Source organism: Streptomyces winkii, from assembly GCF_032248595.1.
In the GTDB taxonomy this organism is placed as follows: Bacteria; Actinomycetota; Actinomycetes; order Streptomycetales; family Streptomycetaceae; genus Streptomyces; species Streptomyces winkii.
The window spans coordinates 783,143-798,539 of record NZ_JASTTH010000002.1 but is presented as its reverse complement, the minus strand read 5'-3'; the positions used below and the strand labels follow the sequence as shown (position 1 = coordinate 798,539).

Genomic DNA, 15,397 nt, shown 5'->3' with positions numbered 1-15,397 from the left:
CGGGCACCGCTCAGACCTCCACGTCCTTCTTGGCGCCGCGCGTGGCGGCCAGGCTCGTGAGGGTGGTGACGACGAGGACGCCGCAGATGACACCGAGCGAGACGGGGATGCTGATCTCCGGCACATGCACACCGGACTCGTGCAGTGCGTGCAGCACCAGCTTGACGCCGATGAAGCCGAGGATGACCGACAGCCCGTACGACAGGTGCACCAGCTTCTGAAGCAGACCGCCGATGAGGAAGTACAGCTGCCGCAGACCCATCAGCGCGAAGGCGTTGGCGGTGAAGACGATGTACGGGTCCTGGGTGAGGCCGAAGATCGCGGGGATGGAGTCCAGCGCGAAGAGGACGTCCGTCGAGCCGATGGCCAGCATCACGATCAGCATCGGCGTCATCAGGCGCCGGCCGTTCTCGACGACGAACATCTTCGTGCCGTGGTACCGGTCGGTCGACGGGAAGCGCCGCTCGATCATCTTAAGGAAGCGGTTCTCCTCGTACGCCTCCTCGTCCTTGTCCTCACGGGCCTCCTGGATGAGCTTCCAGGCCGTCCAGATGAGGAACGCCCCGAAGACGAAGAAGATCCACGAGAAGGCCGAGATCATCGCGGCTCCCGCGGCGATGAACACCGCCCGCAGGACGAGCGCGACCAGGACGCCGACCATCAGCACCCGCTGCTGGTACGCGGCCGGAACCGCGAACTTCGCCATGATCAGGACGAAGACGAAGAGGTTGTCGACGCTGAGGGACTTCTCGGTGAGGTAGCCCGCGACGAACTCGCCGGACGCCTCCGCCGTCCCGAAGGCCCAGAGCCCCAGCCCGAAGAGACCGGCCAGGACGATCCAGACCGTGGTCCACACCCCGGCCTCCTTGAGGGAGACCTCGTGCGGCTTGCGGCCACCGATGAAGAAGTCGGCGGCGATGAGGGCGCAGAGGCCCACGATCGTCAACAGCCAGACGTTCAGGGAGACATCCATGTACGCATCCTCCGGCTCGCGTGCTCGCATCCGCCGGAGGTCTCCTCCACCCGGGGCGCACCGTGGGGCGCTGCGCTGGCCGGGCCGGCGGCCCGGGACCGGTCACGTCCGATCCGTATTGACGGGCACACCGCTGAGGTGCCGGGAGTACTCCCCTCCGCACAAAGGACAGTAAAGCAATACCAAAGAAACGTAAAGAGATGCTGGTCAGGGGCGCGGGCAGCGGGGCGGCTTCACGGTGAGCGACCCGGAGCCGGGCGACACACGGCGGTTGCCGGGCCGCCGGTGGGCGGCCCGGCAAGGCCCGGGTCAGTCGTCAGCCGTCAGTCGTCAGCCGCGGGTGCCCCGCGCCGACGCGACCTGGCTCAGCACCTGCGTCAGGACGCGGCTGCCGTGCGGCACGAGCGGAGGCTCGTACGTCCAGTGGTGGCCCACCCACGGATCGGCGAGATGGTCGTCGGGGACGGGCGTGATGCGCAGCAGGCCGCGCCACAGCGGCGAGAGCACCGGGCCGTACGCGCTGGCGTCCTCGCGGTCGGCGACCATCATGAGGTGCACGCCGACGGACGGCCCCTCGTCGGCGAGATAGCGCAGCTGCGTGACGGCGCGGTCGTCGAACCCGTGCGGGAAGTCGTGCACGACGAGCAGCTGTTCGGCGATGTCGAGGTCGGGAGGCAGGGCGTCGGTGGCCCCGCTGCGGACCGCCATCTGCACCAAATCGACGCGGCGGGTGAGCTGTTCGAGAACGGCGCTCACTCCCGCGGCGCCGGCGGCGGGCGGCTCGGTCAGCACACCGCTCTCGACGAGCGGGGCGAGCCCGGCCGAGGCGGAGCCCGCGGGGTCGATCACGTGGAGCGTGAACTCGCCCGCGGGATGGATCGCCGCGAGGCGCGCGGCGACGGCGGTCGCGGTCTCGGCCGCGAGGCGGCGGAGCTCGTCCGAGCTCACGACGGAGGCCGCAGCCGGACCCGCGGCGGAGGCGCCCGCACGGCCGCCGCGGCCGCTGTCGATCCACAGGCCGCGCTCCAGCGGCAGGCGCACCAGCATGGGAATCCGCAGCCCGGCGCTCTCGGGCAGGGCGAGGTCGCCGAGGCGCATCGCCATCGGCGTCTCGGTGGGCGGCCGGTAGCCGTGCCAGACGGGGTTGTCCCAGCGGGCGTAGGCCGGGGGAAGCGCGGGCTCGACGACGTCGGACTCCGCGCTCAGCTGGCCGAGATCACGGTCGAGCACCTCACGGGCCTGGGCGACGAGCCCGGCCTGCCGGGAGCGCGCCTCGGTGCGCGCCGCGTCCGCGGCCGGGCCCACGCGGGTGCGCGGGTCCGAGAGGACCTTGTCCAGCTCCTGTTCCATCCGGGACTCGGCGAAGTCGACGGCGGAACGGTAGGCCGCGACCGTACGGGCCAGGTCCTCGAACATGTCCCAGACCTGGTTGTAGAGGCGCTCGTCCATCGTCCAGCCGTTGGCGTCGCCCGCGACGGGAACGTGCGGGCCCGCTGCGGCGGGCCCTGCGGACGGCGCCGTCGGTGCGGACTGTGGCGCCGGTGCCGACGCCCCGGGGCTGGGAGCGGCGGACGGGACCGAGGACGTGGTCGAGGACGCGGCCGGGGACGGCGGCGCTTCGGCCCGGCCCGGATGCCGGTAGCTGATACGGCCGTCGCCCTGGGCGGCGGCCGCGCCGCCCTCGGCGGCACCCCTGGCCCCGCCGACGGTGGCCTCGCGGGAGCGGCCCCTTTCCGTACGGGGCGGAGGCGGAGCCACGGAGCGGGCCAGGCCGGCGGCGACCGCTTCGTTGATCGTGGCGGCCAGCTCCTGTGCGCGGTCCAGCCCTTGGTCGGCGAGCATCGCGGAGAGACCGCCCGCGTAGCCCTGCCCGACCGCGCGGACCTTCCAGCTGCCCTGGCGGCGGTAGAGCTCCACGGCCAGAACGGCCGACTCGGCTTCGAGACCGACGAGCGTGCAGCTCGCGATCCCCTCTCCGCCGAGCTCGGTCACGGCCACGAACGGAGGCGCCAGCTCGCCGAAGCGGGCGGGCCCGCCCGTGCCCACGGGCAGCGCGAGCAGCACGTTGACGCGGTGCACGTCGTCGGGGAGGGCGTCGAGGTCCACGGCGAGCCGGTGTTCGGCCGCGGCCTGCCGCGACACCTCCAGACCGGGCAACTGCGGCTGAGCCGGGTGGACTATCCACCCCGCCTCCCGCATCGTGCCGCCCTCGTCGTTGAGCGTCGCACCGGCGATCACCGGCCGCTCCACCGACACCCGGATCTCCAGACGGGGTCCGGGCAAGGGGTGGTTCTGCCCCCGCACCAGCTCGGCCGTCATCCTCGCTCCCCCTTCTCGCCTGACGGCTCTACCTGACCGCGACGACCGCGGTCGCCGCCGTCTTTGCGCGCGCCGCGCCCCTGCTGTCCGTGCCGCTGCCGCGGCTCAGAGGTGGGGCACCATCGCGGGCATCAGATCCTGGAACGTACGTCCGTTGGTCGGCGCCCCGACCGCCGTCATCTGCCAACCGCTGCCCTGGCGGTGCACCTTGGCCATGATCTGCGCGGTGTACTGACCGCCGCCGGTCAGCGTGTAGCGCGCCAGCTCCTGCCCGTTGGTCTCGTCGACGAGACGGCAGAAGGCGTTCTCCACCTCTGCGAAGGTCTGCCCCGTGAAGGAGTTGACGGTGAAGACGATCTGGTCGATGTGGACCGGAACGCGCTGAAGGTCCACCATGATCGCCTCGTCGTCACCGCCCTGCCCGGCGCCGCCGACGAGGTTGTCGCCGGTGTGCCGCACGGAGCCGTCGTCGCTCACGAGGTGACGGAAGAAGACCACGTCCTTGGGCTCCGTGCCCGCGAACAGCACCGCGGAGGCGTCGAGATCGATCTCCTTGCTGCGCTTGCCGAAGAGACCGCGCCGCGGGGCAGCCTTCCAGCCGAGTCCCATCCGCACTGCCGACAGGCTGCCTCCGTCGTCCTTCTGGAGACTGATGGCCTGTCCCTTGGACAAGTTCACGGACACGTACTTACCCCTCTCGACTTTCGCTGCCGTCCGCTCGCGACGGCGGTCACGCTCCGACCCTAGTCATGTACGCGAAGCGCCCGTTCAGGGCCTCCGGCTTTGTGTCGCTCTTGCAACACTCACGAGTCCCGCCGCCCGCCCGCGGCTACTTGAGGCCGGCCTCCCTCATCTGCCGCAGCTCCTTCTTCAGCTCCGAGACCTCGTCGCGCAGCCGGGCCGCCACCTCGAACTGGAGCTCCGCCGCGGCGGCCCGCATCCGCTCGGTCATCTCCTCGATGGTCTCGGCCAGTTCGGCCGCGGGGCGGTCCGTGAGAACCTCGGCGCCGCGCTCCTTGCGGCCCGCGGACTTCGCCGGCGTGGGAGCCTTGCCCCTGCCCGTACGGTCGCCGCCCGGACGCTTGTCCTGCCGGTACCCCGTGCCGAGCAGCTGCTCGGTGTCGACGTCCTCGCGGGCGATGTCGGCGACGATGTCACCGATCTTCTTGCGCAGCGGCTCGGGGTCGATGCCGCGTTCCTTGTTGTACGCGATCTGCTTCTCGCGGCGGCGGTTCGTCTCCTCGATGGCCTTCTCCATGGCGGGAGTCGCCTTGTCCGCGTACATATGCACCTGGCCCGAGACATTGCGCGCCGCGCGGCCGATCGTCTGGATCAGGGACGTGCCGGAGCGGAGGAAGCCCTCCTTGTCCGCGTCGAGGATGGCCACCAGAGACACTTCGGGCAAGTCGAGCCCCTCACGCAGCAGGTTGATGCCCACGAGCACGTCGAACTCGCCGGAGCGCAGCTCCCGCAGCAGCTCGATGCGGCGCAGCGTGTCGACGTCGCTGTGGAGATAGCGGACCTGGATGCCCAACTCCAGGAAGTACTCGGTCAGATCCTCCGCCATCTTCTTGGTGAGGGTCGTGACCAGCACCCGCTCGTCCTTCTCCGCGCGTGTGCGGATCTCGTGCACCAGGTCGTCGATCTGACCCTCGGTGGACTTGACCACCACCTCCGGGTCGACGAGGCCGGTGGGGCGGATCACCTGCTCCACGTGGCCGTCGCTGCGCGAGAGTTCGTACGGCCCCGGCGTCGCCGAGAGGTAGACCGTCTGCCCGATGCGCTCCAGGAACTCCTCCCACTTCAGCGGCCTGTTGTCTATCGCGGACGGCAGCCGGAAGCCGTGCTCGACCAGGGTGCGCTTGCGGGCCGCGTCTCCTTCGTACATCGCGCCGATCTGGGGCACCGTCTGGTGCGACTCGTCGATCACGAGCAGGAAGTCGTCGGGGAAGAAGTCGAGCAGCGTGTGCGGAGCGGTGCCGGGGTCGCGGCCGTCGATGTGGCGCGAGTAGTTCTCGATGCCCGAGCACGTGCCGATCTGGCGCATCATCTCGATGTCGTACGTGGTGCGCATCCGCAGGCGCTGCGCCTCCAGCAGCTTCCCCTGCTTCTCCAGGGACGCCAGCTGTTCCCCCAGCTCCGCCTCGATGCCGGCGATGGCCCGCTCCATGCGCTCCGGGCCGGCGACGTAGTGGGAGGCGGGGAAGACGTAGAGCTGCTCGTCGTCCGAGATGACCTCTCCCGTGACGGGGTGGAGCGTGGAGAGCGCCTCGATCTCGTCCCCGAACATCTCGATGCGGACGGCCAGTTCCTCATAGACCGGGAAGATCTCGATGGTGTCGCCGCGGACCCGGAAGGTGCCGCGCGTGAACGACATGTCGTTGCGCGTGTACTGCACCTCGACGAAGCGGCGCAGCAGTTCGTCCCTGTCCGTCTCCTGGCCGACCCGGAGCGGCACCATGCGGTCGACGTACTCCTGAGGGGTGCCCAGGCCGTAGATGCAGGAGACCGAGGCGACGACGACCACGTCGCGCCGCGTCAGCAGCGAGTTGGTCGAGCTGTGCCGCAGGCGCTCGACCTCCTCGTTGATGGACGAGTCCTTCTCGATGTAGGTGTCCGTCTGCGGGACGTACGCCTCCGGCTGGTAGTAGTCGTAGTACGAGACGAAGTACTCCACCGCATTGTTCGGGAGGAGTTCACGGAACTCGTTCGCCAGCTGTGCGGCCAGGGTCTTGTTCGGCGCCATGACCAGCGTCGGCCGCTGGAGCTTCTCGATCATCCAGGCAGTCGTGGCCGACTTTCCGGTGCCCGTCGCACCGAGCAGCACGACGTCCTTCTCGCCCCCGCCGACGCGCTGCGCCAGCTCGCTGATCGCGGTGGGCTGGTCACCGCTGGGCTGATAGGGGCTGACGACCTCGAAAGGCGCCACCGTACGTTCGATCTGAATCTCCGGCCGCATGTTCCCAACCGTACGACCCGCCACTGACAACGGCCTCACACAGAGGGACGGAAGCGTCGCACCCCGTTCACACCCACGACACTCCGCTTCTGCTTCCGTGTATCGCACAACGGGAAGCCTTTAGCTGACAGTGTTCGCACGAACGCGAGGAGTCCCCGTATGTCGATGCGCCGTGCCGTAGCCGCCGCCACCGGCGTGCTCCTGGGTATGTCAGCCCTCACCCTCACCGCGTCCCCGGCCCACGCGGCCGCCCGCCAGGACACCACGAGCGACCGTGCACCCGTCACGATCGCCCACCGCGGGGCTTCCGGTTACGCACCGGAGAACACGCTCGCGGCGGTCAGCAAGGCCGACAAGCTCGGCTTTGACTGGGTCGAGAACGATGTACAGCGCACAAAGGACGGCGAACTCGTCGTCATGCACGACACCACGCTCGCACGTACGACCAACGTCGAATCCCTCTACCCGAACCGCTCGCCCTGGAACATCTCCGACTTCACGGCCAAGGAGATCTCGCGCCTGGACGCCGGAAGCTGGTTCAGCGACGACTACAAGGGTGAGAAGGTCCCGACCCTCGAGCAGTACCTCAAGCACATCACCAAGAGCGGCCAGAACCTGCTGCTGGAGCTGAAGTCGCCGGAGACGTACCCCGGCATCGAGCTCCAGACGCTCAGAGAGCTGCGCAGCGAGGGCTGGCTGGACCGCTCGCACCTGAAGAACAGGCTGATCGTGCAGAGCTTCAACGCCGACGCGGTCAAGACCACGCACGCCCTCGACCCGCAGGTGAAGACGGGGTTCCTGGGCAATCCCAAGGTCTCGGAGCTGGACTCGTACGCGAAGTTCACCGACCAGATCAACCCGACGCACTCGGCGGCGACGAAGGACTACGTCGACGCCGTGCACGCGCGGAAGGGTCCGCTGGGGAAGCCGATGCAAGTCCTCACGTGGACGGTGAACGACGCGTCGACGGCGCGCTCCGTCGACAAGGCCGGGGTGGACGGGATCATCTCCAACTTCCCGGACGTCGTACGGGACGCGACGCGGGGCTGAGGCAGAACGTTTCGGCGAAGGGGCCGGGTCCGCACCGCTGTTCCCGGCCCTGCCGTGCCCCTTCTTCCGCTTCTTCCGTTCTCTTCCGCTCGTCAGGCCATTGTCAGCGGTGGCCTCTAGGGTTCCCGCATGAGTGAGACAACGGCGAGTACGGCGGTCCGTGCGTCCAGCTGGACGCTGCGGGAGTCCCCTGTCGGCCCCCTGCTGCTCGCCGCGACCGGCGAGGGCCTGGTCAACGTCGTCTTCCACGCCGACGCGGCCACGGCGGACCGGGCCCTCATACGGCTCACCGGCCGGCTGGGGGCGCCGCCGGTCCGGCTGGAGGAGCCCGCGGACCGGGAAGACCCCGCGGGCTCCGGCGCCGAGGTCCTCGAACTCGCCGTGGCGGAGCTCGACTCCTATTTCCGCGGTGAATCCCGCGAGTTCACCGTCGCGCTCGACTGGTCTCTGTCGGGCGGCTTCAACGAGAAGGTGCTCCGGGAGCTGCTGGCCTCCGTGCCCTACGGAGCGACCGCCGGCTATCAGGATCTCGCCGACCGGGTCGGCGAGCCGGGTGCCGCCCGGGCCGTCGGCGCGGCCATGGGGTCGAATCCGCTGCCGGTGGTCGTCCCGTGCCATCGCGTCGTCGAAAGCGGCGGCGGGCTGGGCGGGTTCGGCGGGGGCCTGGAGACCAAGCGCAGACTGCTCGCCCTGGAGGGCCTGCTTCCGGAGCCGCTCTTCTGACCCGTCTTCTGACTGTCCTCTGGCCTGTGCTCTGGCCTGCTGACGCGGGCGTCGGGGCCACTGCCCGAAGCGGGCACCGAGGCGGGAAACCCATAGGCGTGCGCGCCGGAGCCTGCCACACTGCCGGACGTGACCGACACCAACAACAGCGCGGACGCACCTGACATACCTTCCGCTCCGTCCGGCGGCCCTTCCGGCGACCACCCGCTGCCCGGCCAGGCGGAGCTGATCCGGCTGCGCCGCCGTACCGCGGCCGTGCTGGTGGTCAGTCAGATGCTGGGCGGTCTCGGAGTCGCCGTGGCCGTGACGGTGGCGGCGGTGCTGGCGAAGGAGATCAGCGGCTCCGAGGCGCTGTCCGGACTCGCCTCGACCTCGGCCGTCGCCGGGACGGCGCTTCTCTCGCTGCCGCTCGCCTCGCTGATGGCGGCGCGGGGCCGCCGTGCCGGTCTGACCCTCGCGTATCTCATCGGGGCGATCGGGGGCGCCGTCGTCGTCGCCGGAGCCGTGCTCCGCGACTTTCCGCTGGTGCTGCTGGGCACGACCGCCTTCGGGGCGGCCAGTTCGGCCAACCTCCAGGCCCGCTACGCGGCGGCCGACCTCGCCGAACCGGGGCAGCGCGCCCGTGCCATCTCCCTCGTCGTCTGGGCCACCACCCTCGGAGCGGTCCTCGGCCCGAACATCGCCGCACCGGCCGGGGACGCGGTCACGGGGCTGGGCGTACCGGCGACCGCCGGAGGGTTCGTCTGGGGTTCGGCTGTCTTCCTCGTCACCGGCGTACTGATCCATGTGCTGCTGCGCCCCGATCCGCTGCTCACTGCCCGGGCGCTCGCCGAAGCGGCAGACCCGGCCGGGGCGGGCGACGCGGCCGACTCGGCCACGGACGGCACCGGGGCGGTGCGGTCCGCGACGGAGACGAAGCGGTCCCGCCGCGCGGAGCGTTCCCTGCGTGCCGGCCTCGCGGCCGTCGCCGCCTCCGCGCACGCCCGCCTGGCCCTGGTGACGATCGCCGCCGCGCACACCGCGATGGTCTCGATCATGGTGATGACGCCCGTCGACCTCGGCCACCACGGTGCGGGCATCGAGCTGATCGGCCTCGTCATCAGCGCGCACATCGCGGGCATGTACGCGTTCTCCCCGCTGATGGGATGGCTCGCCGACCGCTTCGGACGGCACGCCGTGATCCTGCTCTCCGTCGCGCTGCTGTGCTGCGCCGCCGCGATCGCCGGCACCGCGAACGGTCACCACGCCCAGTCCGGGGCCGGCCTCTTCCTGCTCGGCCTGGGCTGGTCCGCGGGGCTCGTCTCCGGCTCGGCACTGCTGACCGACTCGGTGCCGCAGGCCGCCCGTCCCGCCGTACAAGGGCTTTCGGATCTGACGATGAACGCGGCGGCGGGCACCGGGGGCGCGCTCTCGGGGCTCGTCGTCTCGCAGGCCGGTTACGGGTGGCTCAGCGCGCTGTCGGCGGCGCTGCTGCTGCCCGTCCTCCTACTGGCGCTGCCCGGCTGGAGGCGTCGCGCCGCGGTCACCGCGGATACAGCTCGAAAGTGACGCAGTCGCGGCCGCCGAACCGCTCCGCGCCCAGCCCGACGGCCCATTCGGTGAAGGAGCGCGCGTAGCTCTCCACGGGCTCGTCGCTCAGCGCGGCGATGTACGCGCGATGCCGGGCCAGCGAGGCCACCGCCCGCTCGACGGCCGCCTCCCCCACAGGCACCGCATGCGTCGGTTTCGCCGACCCTGCGACGGCCACCCACCGCACGCCGCCCCAGGGTTCGGTGCCGCCGGGCTCCAGCTGCTCGGTGAAGATCCACCTGTTTCCGGCGTCCCCGACGGCGTCCAGGACGGCACGGCCCACCGCCCGGTGATCCGGGGTGTTCCAGGCCGTACCGCCCCAGGTCTCCCGGTGGTTGAGCGTGATGACGAGTTCGGGGCGCCGCCTGCGCACCACCGCGGCGATGTCCCGCCGCAGCGGCACCCCCTCCTCGATCACGCCGTCCCTGTGGCCGAGGAACTCGACCGAGGCGACGCCCACTTCGCGGGCGCTCGCGTGCTGCTCGGCCTCGCGCACCCGGGCGCTCTCCGCGGGTTCCATGCCGTCGATGCCCGCCTCGCCGCGCGTCACCATGAGATAGGCGACCTCCTTGCCGGCGGCGGTCCATTCGGCGACGGCTGCGGCTGCGCCGTACTCCATGTCGTCGGGGTGCGCGACGACGGCGAGGGCGCGCTGCCAGTCCTCGGGCATCGCCTCCAGTCGCCCGCCTGTGTCCGTTGCCACGTCGGTTCACCTGCCTTCCGGCTCGGCCGGCCCGTGCCGGGGAACGGCCGCCCGGGTCAGCGCTGTTCGAAGGGGACCCATTCCAGCTTCTCGCCGGTGCCCTCGCCGGGACGTGTTCCCCACTTGCGCCGGCCGTCCCGCTCCATCATCGGATCGAGGCTGACGAACAGGGTGATCAGCAGCAACAGCAGCACCGGCCCGATGAGTACGGGCGTGAGCGTGCCCAGGGCCGAGGTGCTGCCCGCCGCACCGTCGTAGCTGTACAGGCGTACCGACATCCCCGCCATGCCCGTGTAGTGCATGCCCACGAAGCCGAACCCCATGATCAGCGCGGCGGCGAGGGAGGCGCCCATGTGCCGCACGCGCGCGCACCACAGCGCCAGGGACGTCACCACGACGGCGACGGCCGCCGAGATCGCCATGATCCGGTCGTCGTAGCGGACCGCGCCCGCGACGCGCATGCCCATCATCCCCACGTAGTGCGTGGAGGCGACTCCGAGCCCGAGAATCAGGCCGCCCCCGAGCACCGCCAGCCACGCATGGCGCCGCCGGGAGACGAGGAAGAGGGCGATGGTGGAGACGACGACGGCGAGCAGGAGGCTTCCGTACGTCGTCAGCATGTCGTAGCCGATCGGCGCCTCGCCCACGCTGAATCCGATCATCGCGACGAAGTGCATGATGAAGATGCCGACTCCGATGGCGATGGAACCCAGGGCCAGCCATGCCGCTCTCTCGCGCCGTTCGGCGCCGGGCGCCCGCATGGCGCATCTGAGTCCGACGGCTGCGCCCAGGCAGGCCGCGGTGTAGGCCAGCAAGGGCGTGACGGGTCCGTACGTGAGAACATCCGGCTGCGCCGCGGCTGTACGGAGCATCGTCCGTCATCCCCATCAGGAAGCGTGAGTGAACGGCCACAGGACCGTCACATGGTCAACACCTGCGCGGTGGACTCATGTTAGGGTCCCGCGCGCTCTTGCGTGCCCCATTCCGCCAAGCCGATGGGAGCGCTTTCTGCCCGTGCTCGCCGCTTCCCTGTCCGCCCCGTTCACCTCCATCCGTATATCTGCTGAAGGCGGTGCACGACGCGGTTGAACCGCGCCCGGTCCAGCGCGCACGCCTCCCGCCGCATCCCCGCCGGGTGTACGCGCAGCACACGCTCCGTGCCGACCCACGAGTCGCGTCCGCTGCGGTCCCACGGCCCTGCTCCGAGCGGCAGCCAGCCGCGCTGCCCGTCGCGTTCGCGCGACGTCAACTGGACGGCGAGCAGCGTGCCTTGGCTCTCGCGCGCCACGATCAGCACGGGACGGTCCTTGCCCCTGCCGTCGTCCTCCTCGTAGGGCACCCACGTCCAGACGATCTCGCCGGGATCGGGGTCGCCGTCCGGGTCCGGGGCGTAGGAGGTGCGCACGCGGCCGACCTCTGACGGCTCGACCTCCTCGGTGGCCGTGGGGCCGCTCCTGCCGGGGTCGCCGGGTGCGTCGTCGCGGATCACGTTGCTTGAATGGCTCATGCCGGGAACCTATCGCCGTCCCGGAAGCGGGCCGACGACGGAAGGGCGGGGCGGGATGGCACGTGCTCTCGTGGTGCAGAACACTCCCAGGGGAGGGCCGGGGCGCCTCGGGCGCTGGCTCGGCGAACAGGGCCTCGCGCTCGACGTCGTACACGCCTACGACGGCGGGCAGTTGCCGCGGAACCTGGCGGAGCACCGGAGCCTGATCGTCCTCGGCGGCGGCTACATGCCCGACGCCGACCAGCGTGCTCCGTGGCTCGGGCCGGTCCGCGGCCTGGCCGAGGAGGCACTGGCATCGGCGGTGCCGGTCCTCGGCATCTGCCTGGGCGCGCAGCTCCTCGCGCACGTCGCCGGCGGCACGGTACGGGCGGAGCACGGGCTGCCGGAGTCGGGCAGCACCGAACTGACGCTGCGGCCCGAGGCGTCGGACGATCCGCTCTTCCGGGGGCTGCCGGCGCGGGTGAGGGCGATCGAGCACCGCGTCGACGCGATCACCAGGCTTCCGCGGGACGCGCAATGGCTCGCGAGCAGTGAACGCTGCCCCGTGCAGGCGTTCCGTCTCGGGCCGTGCGCGTGGGGCGTCCAGTTCCATCCCGAGGCGACGGCGGAGACCGTACGGGGCTGGGACGCCGAGGCCCTGCGCGAACAGGGCTTCGACCGCGAGGAGTTGGTCCGCGAGGCCGAACGCGACGAGGCGGAGGCCGCGGCGAACTGGCACGCGGTCGCCTGCCGCTTCGCCGGCGTCGTCGTGAACGGCGGCTGATCCCCGGCCACTTGGCCGTTGCCCCCATGGCCGCTGCGGGACGTCAGTCCGGCGGCGGAGGCACGCGCCGTGGCGGTCCGCTCCACGCCGGATTCCGCGACCCCGCCGTGCGTACGAAGACATCGGCGGTCTCCTGCGGGGCCACCTCCGCGTCGTAACGGGCGAACGCGGGCAGCTTCCAGCGTTCGTCCGCGGGCGTCTGCCGCTCCAGCGCGGCCTCGGAGAGCCCCATGTGCACGGAGAGGTCGAAGGGGAACCCGCGCCCGAGCAGCAGGGGTCCGTGCAGCAACATCACGCCGCCCGGGGGAATTTGGACGTACGGACTGCGGGTGGGGCGGTCGTCGGCGACGGTGCGCAGATCGGGCAGTACGCGTCCGTCGCCGCCGGCGTCGAGCGGGCCGAAGACCTCGCGCCAGAGGGCTCCGGTGTCGTACCAGATGTCGTAGTACGCGTCGGGGTCGCGCTTGCCGAATTCGAGGCGCAGGGAGGCCGCCCGCACGAAGCCGTCGGCGTCGACGACCAGCGACGGGAGCCCGCGAAGCCGCAGTTCAGCGGCGAGGCGCTCCGCGAGTGCCCCCGGACGCGCGGGCGGGGGGCCGTCGACGGCGACGCGCCGCCACGCGCTGCCGTCACCGGGGGCCGCGGCCTGCTCCGCGACGTGGTCGGCGAGCTCCTCGGTGAGGAGCTCCCAGCTGATCGGTTCGAGTCGCACGTACTCATCGTGACGCGCGCCTCCGCCGGACGGGCGGAGGGGGCAGACGCGTCGGGGGGCAGCCTTCCTGGCGGCGGCTGCGCTCACGGTTGAGTGCGCACAGGTCTCAATTCCATTGACATCTCCACTATTTCATCATTAGTTCTGCCCAAGTCCTCTATAGCGGGGCACACTTGCTGCCTCACTTTCTCAGAGGGGGTCCCGATGTATCCCGGTCCGCCACAGCCCAGTCCGCAGCCGCGTCCCGGCCCGCCCCGCAGACCGGCGTGGGCACGCAAGCGCGTGCTCCTGCCGGGGCTTTTCCTCACCTGGTTCTTCGGCTTCGCGCTGGGCACGGCCGGGGAGTCCGGCTCCGCTGCCCCGGAGGAGAGGGCGGTGGCGTCCGCGACGCCCCGTCCCACGGCCACCGCGACCGTCACCGAGACGGCCGCGCCCGAGGCCGAGCCGGCGCCGACCGTCACCGAGACCGAGAAGGTGAAGGTGCGGACGACGGTCACCGTCACCGCGAAGCCGCACGACAACGGCACGTCCGGGTCGGGATCGGGTTCGGGGTCGGGCGGCTCCGGTTCCGTGCACTACGGAAACTGCTCCGAAGCGCGCGCTGCGGGCGCCGCCCCCGTACACCGGGGAGAGCCGGGTTACGGACGCCATCTGGACCGCGACGGGGACGGCGTCGGCTGCGACGTCTGATCCGCGGGACCGCCTCCGGACACCGGGAGCCCGTACGGATCAACCGGAAACGGCGGGCCGTCGGCGCCCGGCGCGGCTCCCCCCTCGGGTCTCCCGTTCCGGTGGATCACGCGCCCGCAATGTCCCTATCCTGGGTGAGTGATCAACCGGCGTCGACTCGATGACCCACCGGAGGTGTCCGGCCGATGTACCGCAAGCGTGTGATCGTCTCAGGAGCCGTGCAGGGCGTCTTCTTCCGCGACACATGCCGCGCGACGGCCACCGCGCAGGGCGTGCACGGCTGGGTCCGCAACCTCCCGGACGGGAGCGTCGAGGCCGTCTTCGAGGGCGAGACGGGCGCCGTCGAGCAGCTCGTCGACTGGGCGCGCGAGGGCCCGCCGACGGCCCATGTCGAGCAGATGGAGGAGTACGAGGAGCAGCCGGAGGGGCTCACCGGGTTCGAGGTCCGGCCGACGCCGCCGTCCGGCCCGGAGCCCGCTTCCGCTCCTCCGCCCGCCTCCGGCTCATCTCCGCCGCCCCACTACCCGTGAGCGTGACGCCGGCGCACATCCGGCTGCGCTTCGCCGACGGCCTGCTCTTCTTTCTCGCCGCCCGGCACCGCCGTTCCGGCAGCGTCGAGTTGCCGCACGACGGCACATCGACGCTCGGCCATGCCGTCCAGTCGCTCGGCGTCCCGCTCACGGAAGTGGGCGAACTGACCGTCCACGGGCCGGGCGAGGCCACCGGACGCGCGGTCGGCCCCGGGTACCGGCCGCGCGAGGCGGAGACCGCGTACGTCCCAACCGCCCCTCGCCCGCAGGCCGTTCCGGCTCCGGGCCCGCCCCGCTTCGTCCTCGACGTGCATCTGGGCGCGCTGGCCCGGCGGCTTCGCCTGGTCGGCCTCGACGCCGCGTACGGCAACGACGCCTCCGACGACGAGTTGCTCGCCCAGGCGGGGCGCGAGCGCCGCGTGCTGCTCACACAGGACCGGGGGCTGCTGCTGCGCCGTGCGCTGTGGCTCGGCGCGTATGTGCGTGGCGCCCGCCCCGACGATCAACTCCTCGACGTACTGGACCGGTTCGCACCGCCCCTGAAGCCGTGGACGCGCTGCATGGCCTGCAACGGGACGCTGGCGCCGGTCGCCAAGTCGGAGATCGCTCCGCTGCTCCGGCCGGGCACGCGGCGTACGTACGACAGCTTCATGCGCTGCGTCTCGTGCTCCCGGGTGTTCTGGCGGGGCGCGCACAGCGGCAGGCTGGAGTCGCTGGTGGACAGGGCGGTGGGGGCCGCGGCGGAGACCGAGAGGGGGCGGGGCGTCACGGTCGGCGATGCCCCGGCCGACGGCGGTGCGGCGACCGACCGCGGGGCGAAGGCCAACGCTCCTCGCCTCGCAGGCGGTTCGGAACCGGCATAAGGCGCAAAACGCCTTCGACCGACTCCCGGAGACCTC

Annotated in this window: 15 protein-coding genes; 7 read left to right on the top strand and 8 right to left on the bottom strand. The window is 71.4% G+C overall.

Translation table 11 applies throughout. The annotated features are described in order from the left end of the window. Positions 1 to 10: 10 nt before the first annotated feature. From QQM67_RS07780 to uvrB, 4 genes are all read right to left on the bottom strand, one after another. The gene (locus QQM67_RS07780; protein WP_314172849.1) at positions 11 to 973 is read right to left on the bottom strand and encodes a TerC family protein; all 963 of its coding nucleotides are present in this window, start codon (positions 971 to 973) and stop codon (positions 11 to 13) included. A gap of 330 nt (positions 974 to 1,303) precedes the next feature. Beyond that, complete coding sequence (locus QQM67_RS07775) at positions 1,304 to 3,292, bottom strand: TerD family protein (protein ID WP_314172848.1); 1,989 nt, start codon at positions 3,290 to 3,292, stop codon at positions 1,304 to 1,306. A 105-nt stretch (positions 3,293 to 3,397) separates the two neighbouring features. Beyond that, positions 3,398 to 3,976 (bottom strand): TerD family protein, encoded by a 579-nt coding sequence (locus tag QQM67_RS07770; protein WP_314172847.1) that lies wholly within the window; start codon positions 3,974 to 3,976, stop codon positions 3,398 to 3,400. Positions 3,977 to 4,121: 145 nt separating this feature from the next. After that, positions 4,122 to 6,251 (bottom strand): excinuclease ABC subunit UvrB, encoded by a 2,130-nt coding sequence (gene uvrB / locus QQM67_RS07765; RefSeq protein WP_314172846.1) that lies wholly within the window; start codon positions 6,249 to 6,251, stop codon positions 4,122 to 4,124. Between the two features lie 159 nt (positions 6,252 to 6,410). Between uvrB and QQM67_RS07760 the strand changes: the two genes are divergently transcribed. From QQM67_RS07760 to QQM67_RS07750, 3 genes are all read left to right on the top strand, one after another. Next, positions 6,411 to 7,301, top strand: coding sequence for a glycerophosphodiester phosphodiesterase (locus QQM67_RS07760; RefSeq protein WP_314172845.1), 891 nt, complete (start codon positions 6,411 to 6,413; stop codon positions 7,299 to 7,301). A 129-nt stretch (positions 7,302 to 7,430) separates the two neighbouring features. Next, the gene (locus tag QQM67_RS07755) at positions 7,431 to 8,024 is read left to right on the top strand and encodes a methylated-DNA--[protein]-cysteine S-methyltransferase (protein ID WP_314172844.1); all 594 of its coding nucleotides are present in this window, start codon (positions 7,431 to 7,433) and stop codon (positions 8,022 to 8,024) included. Positions 8,025 to 8,189: 165 nt separating this feature from the next. Next, complete coding sequence (locus tag QQM67_RS07750; RefSeq protein WP_399065834.1) at positions 8,190 to 9,572, top strand: MFS transporter; 1,383 nt, start codon at positions 8,190 to 8,192, stop codon at positions 9,570 to 9,572. On the opposite strand, the gene QQM67_RS07745 is transcribed toward QQM67_RS07750, so the two are convergent. From QQM67_RS07745 to QQM67_RS07735, 3 genes are all read right to left on the bottom strand, one after another. After that, positions 9,547 to 10,263, bottom strand: coding sequence for a PIG-L deacetylase family protein (locus tag QQM67_RS07745; RefSeq protein ID WP_314173035.1), 717 nt, complete (start codon positions 10,261 to 10,263; stop codon positions 9,547 to 9,549). The genes QQM67_RS07750 and QQM67_RS07745 overlap by 26 nt on opposite strands. 89 nt (positions 10,264 to 10,352) lie before the next feature. Further along, positions 10,353 to 11,168, bottom strand: a complete 816-nt coding sequence (locus QQM67_RS07740) for an MHYT domain-containing protein (RefSeq protein WP_314172843.1) — start codon at positions 11,166 to 11,168, stop codon at positions 10,353 to 10,355. Positions 11,169 to 11,338: 170 nt separating this feature from the next. Then, entirely contained in the window at positions 11,339 to 11,803 is a 465-nt protein-coding gene (locus QQM67_RS07735) for a type II toxin-antitoxin system PemK/MazF family toxin (protein WP_314172842.1), read from the bottom strand. A gap of 55 nt (positions 11,804 to 11,858) precedes the next feature. Between QQM67_RS07735 and QQM67_RS07730 the strand changes: the two genes are divergently transcribed. Beyond that, on the top strand, positions 11,859 to 12,566 hold the full coding sequence (locus QQM67_RS07730; RefSeq protein ID WP_314172841.1) for a type 1 glutamine amidotransferase: 708 nt from the start codon (positions 11,859 to 11,861) through the stop codon (positions 12,564 to 12,566). Between the two features lie 43 nt (positions 12,567 to 12,609). Here QQM67_RS07730 and QQM67_RS07725 read toward each other — a convergent pair whose 3' ends face one another. After that, the gene (locus tag QQM67_RS07725) at positions 12,610 to 13,278 is read right to left on the bottom strand and encodes a nucleoside/nucleotide kinase family protein (protein WP_314172840.1); all 669 of its coding nucleotides are present in this window, start codon (positions 13,276 to 13,278) and stop codon (positions 12,610 to 12,612) included. 204 nt (positions 13,279 to 13,482) lie between these two features. Here QQM67_RS07725 and QQM67_RS07720 point away from each other — a divergent pair, with 204 nt between their 5' ends. From QQM67_RS07720 to QQM67_RS07710, 3 genes are all read left to right on the top strand, one after another. Next, positions 13,483 to 13,968, top strand: a complete 486-nt coding sequence (locus tag QQM67_RS07720; RefSeq protein WP_314172839.1) for an excalibur calcium-binding domain-containing protein — start codon at positions 13,483 to 13,485, stop codon at positions 13,966 to 13,968. A 185-nt stretch (positions 13,969 to 14,153) separates the two neighbouring features. Then, complete coding sequence (locus QQM67_RS07715) at positions 14,154 to 14,498, top strand: acylphosphatase (RefSeq protein ID WP_314172838.1); 345 nt, start codon at positions 14,154 to 14,156, stop codon at positions 14,496 to 14,498. A 2-nt stretch (positions 14,499 to 14,500) separates the two neighbouring features. After that, positions 14,501 to 15,361, top strand: coding sequence for a Mut7-C RNAse domain-containing protein (locus QQM67_RS07710; protein WP_314173034.1), 861 nt, complete (start codon positions 14,501 to 14,503; stop codon positions 15,359 to 15,361). Positions 15,362 to 15,397: the final 36 nt, after the last annotated feature.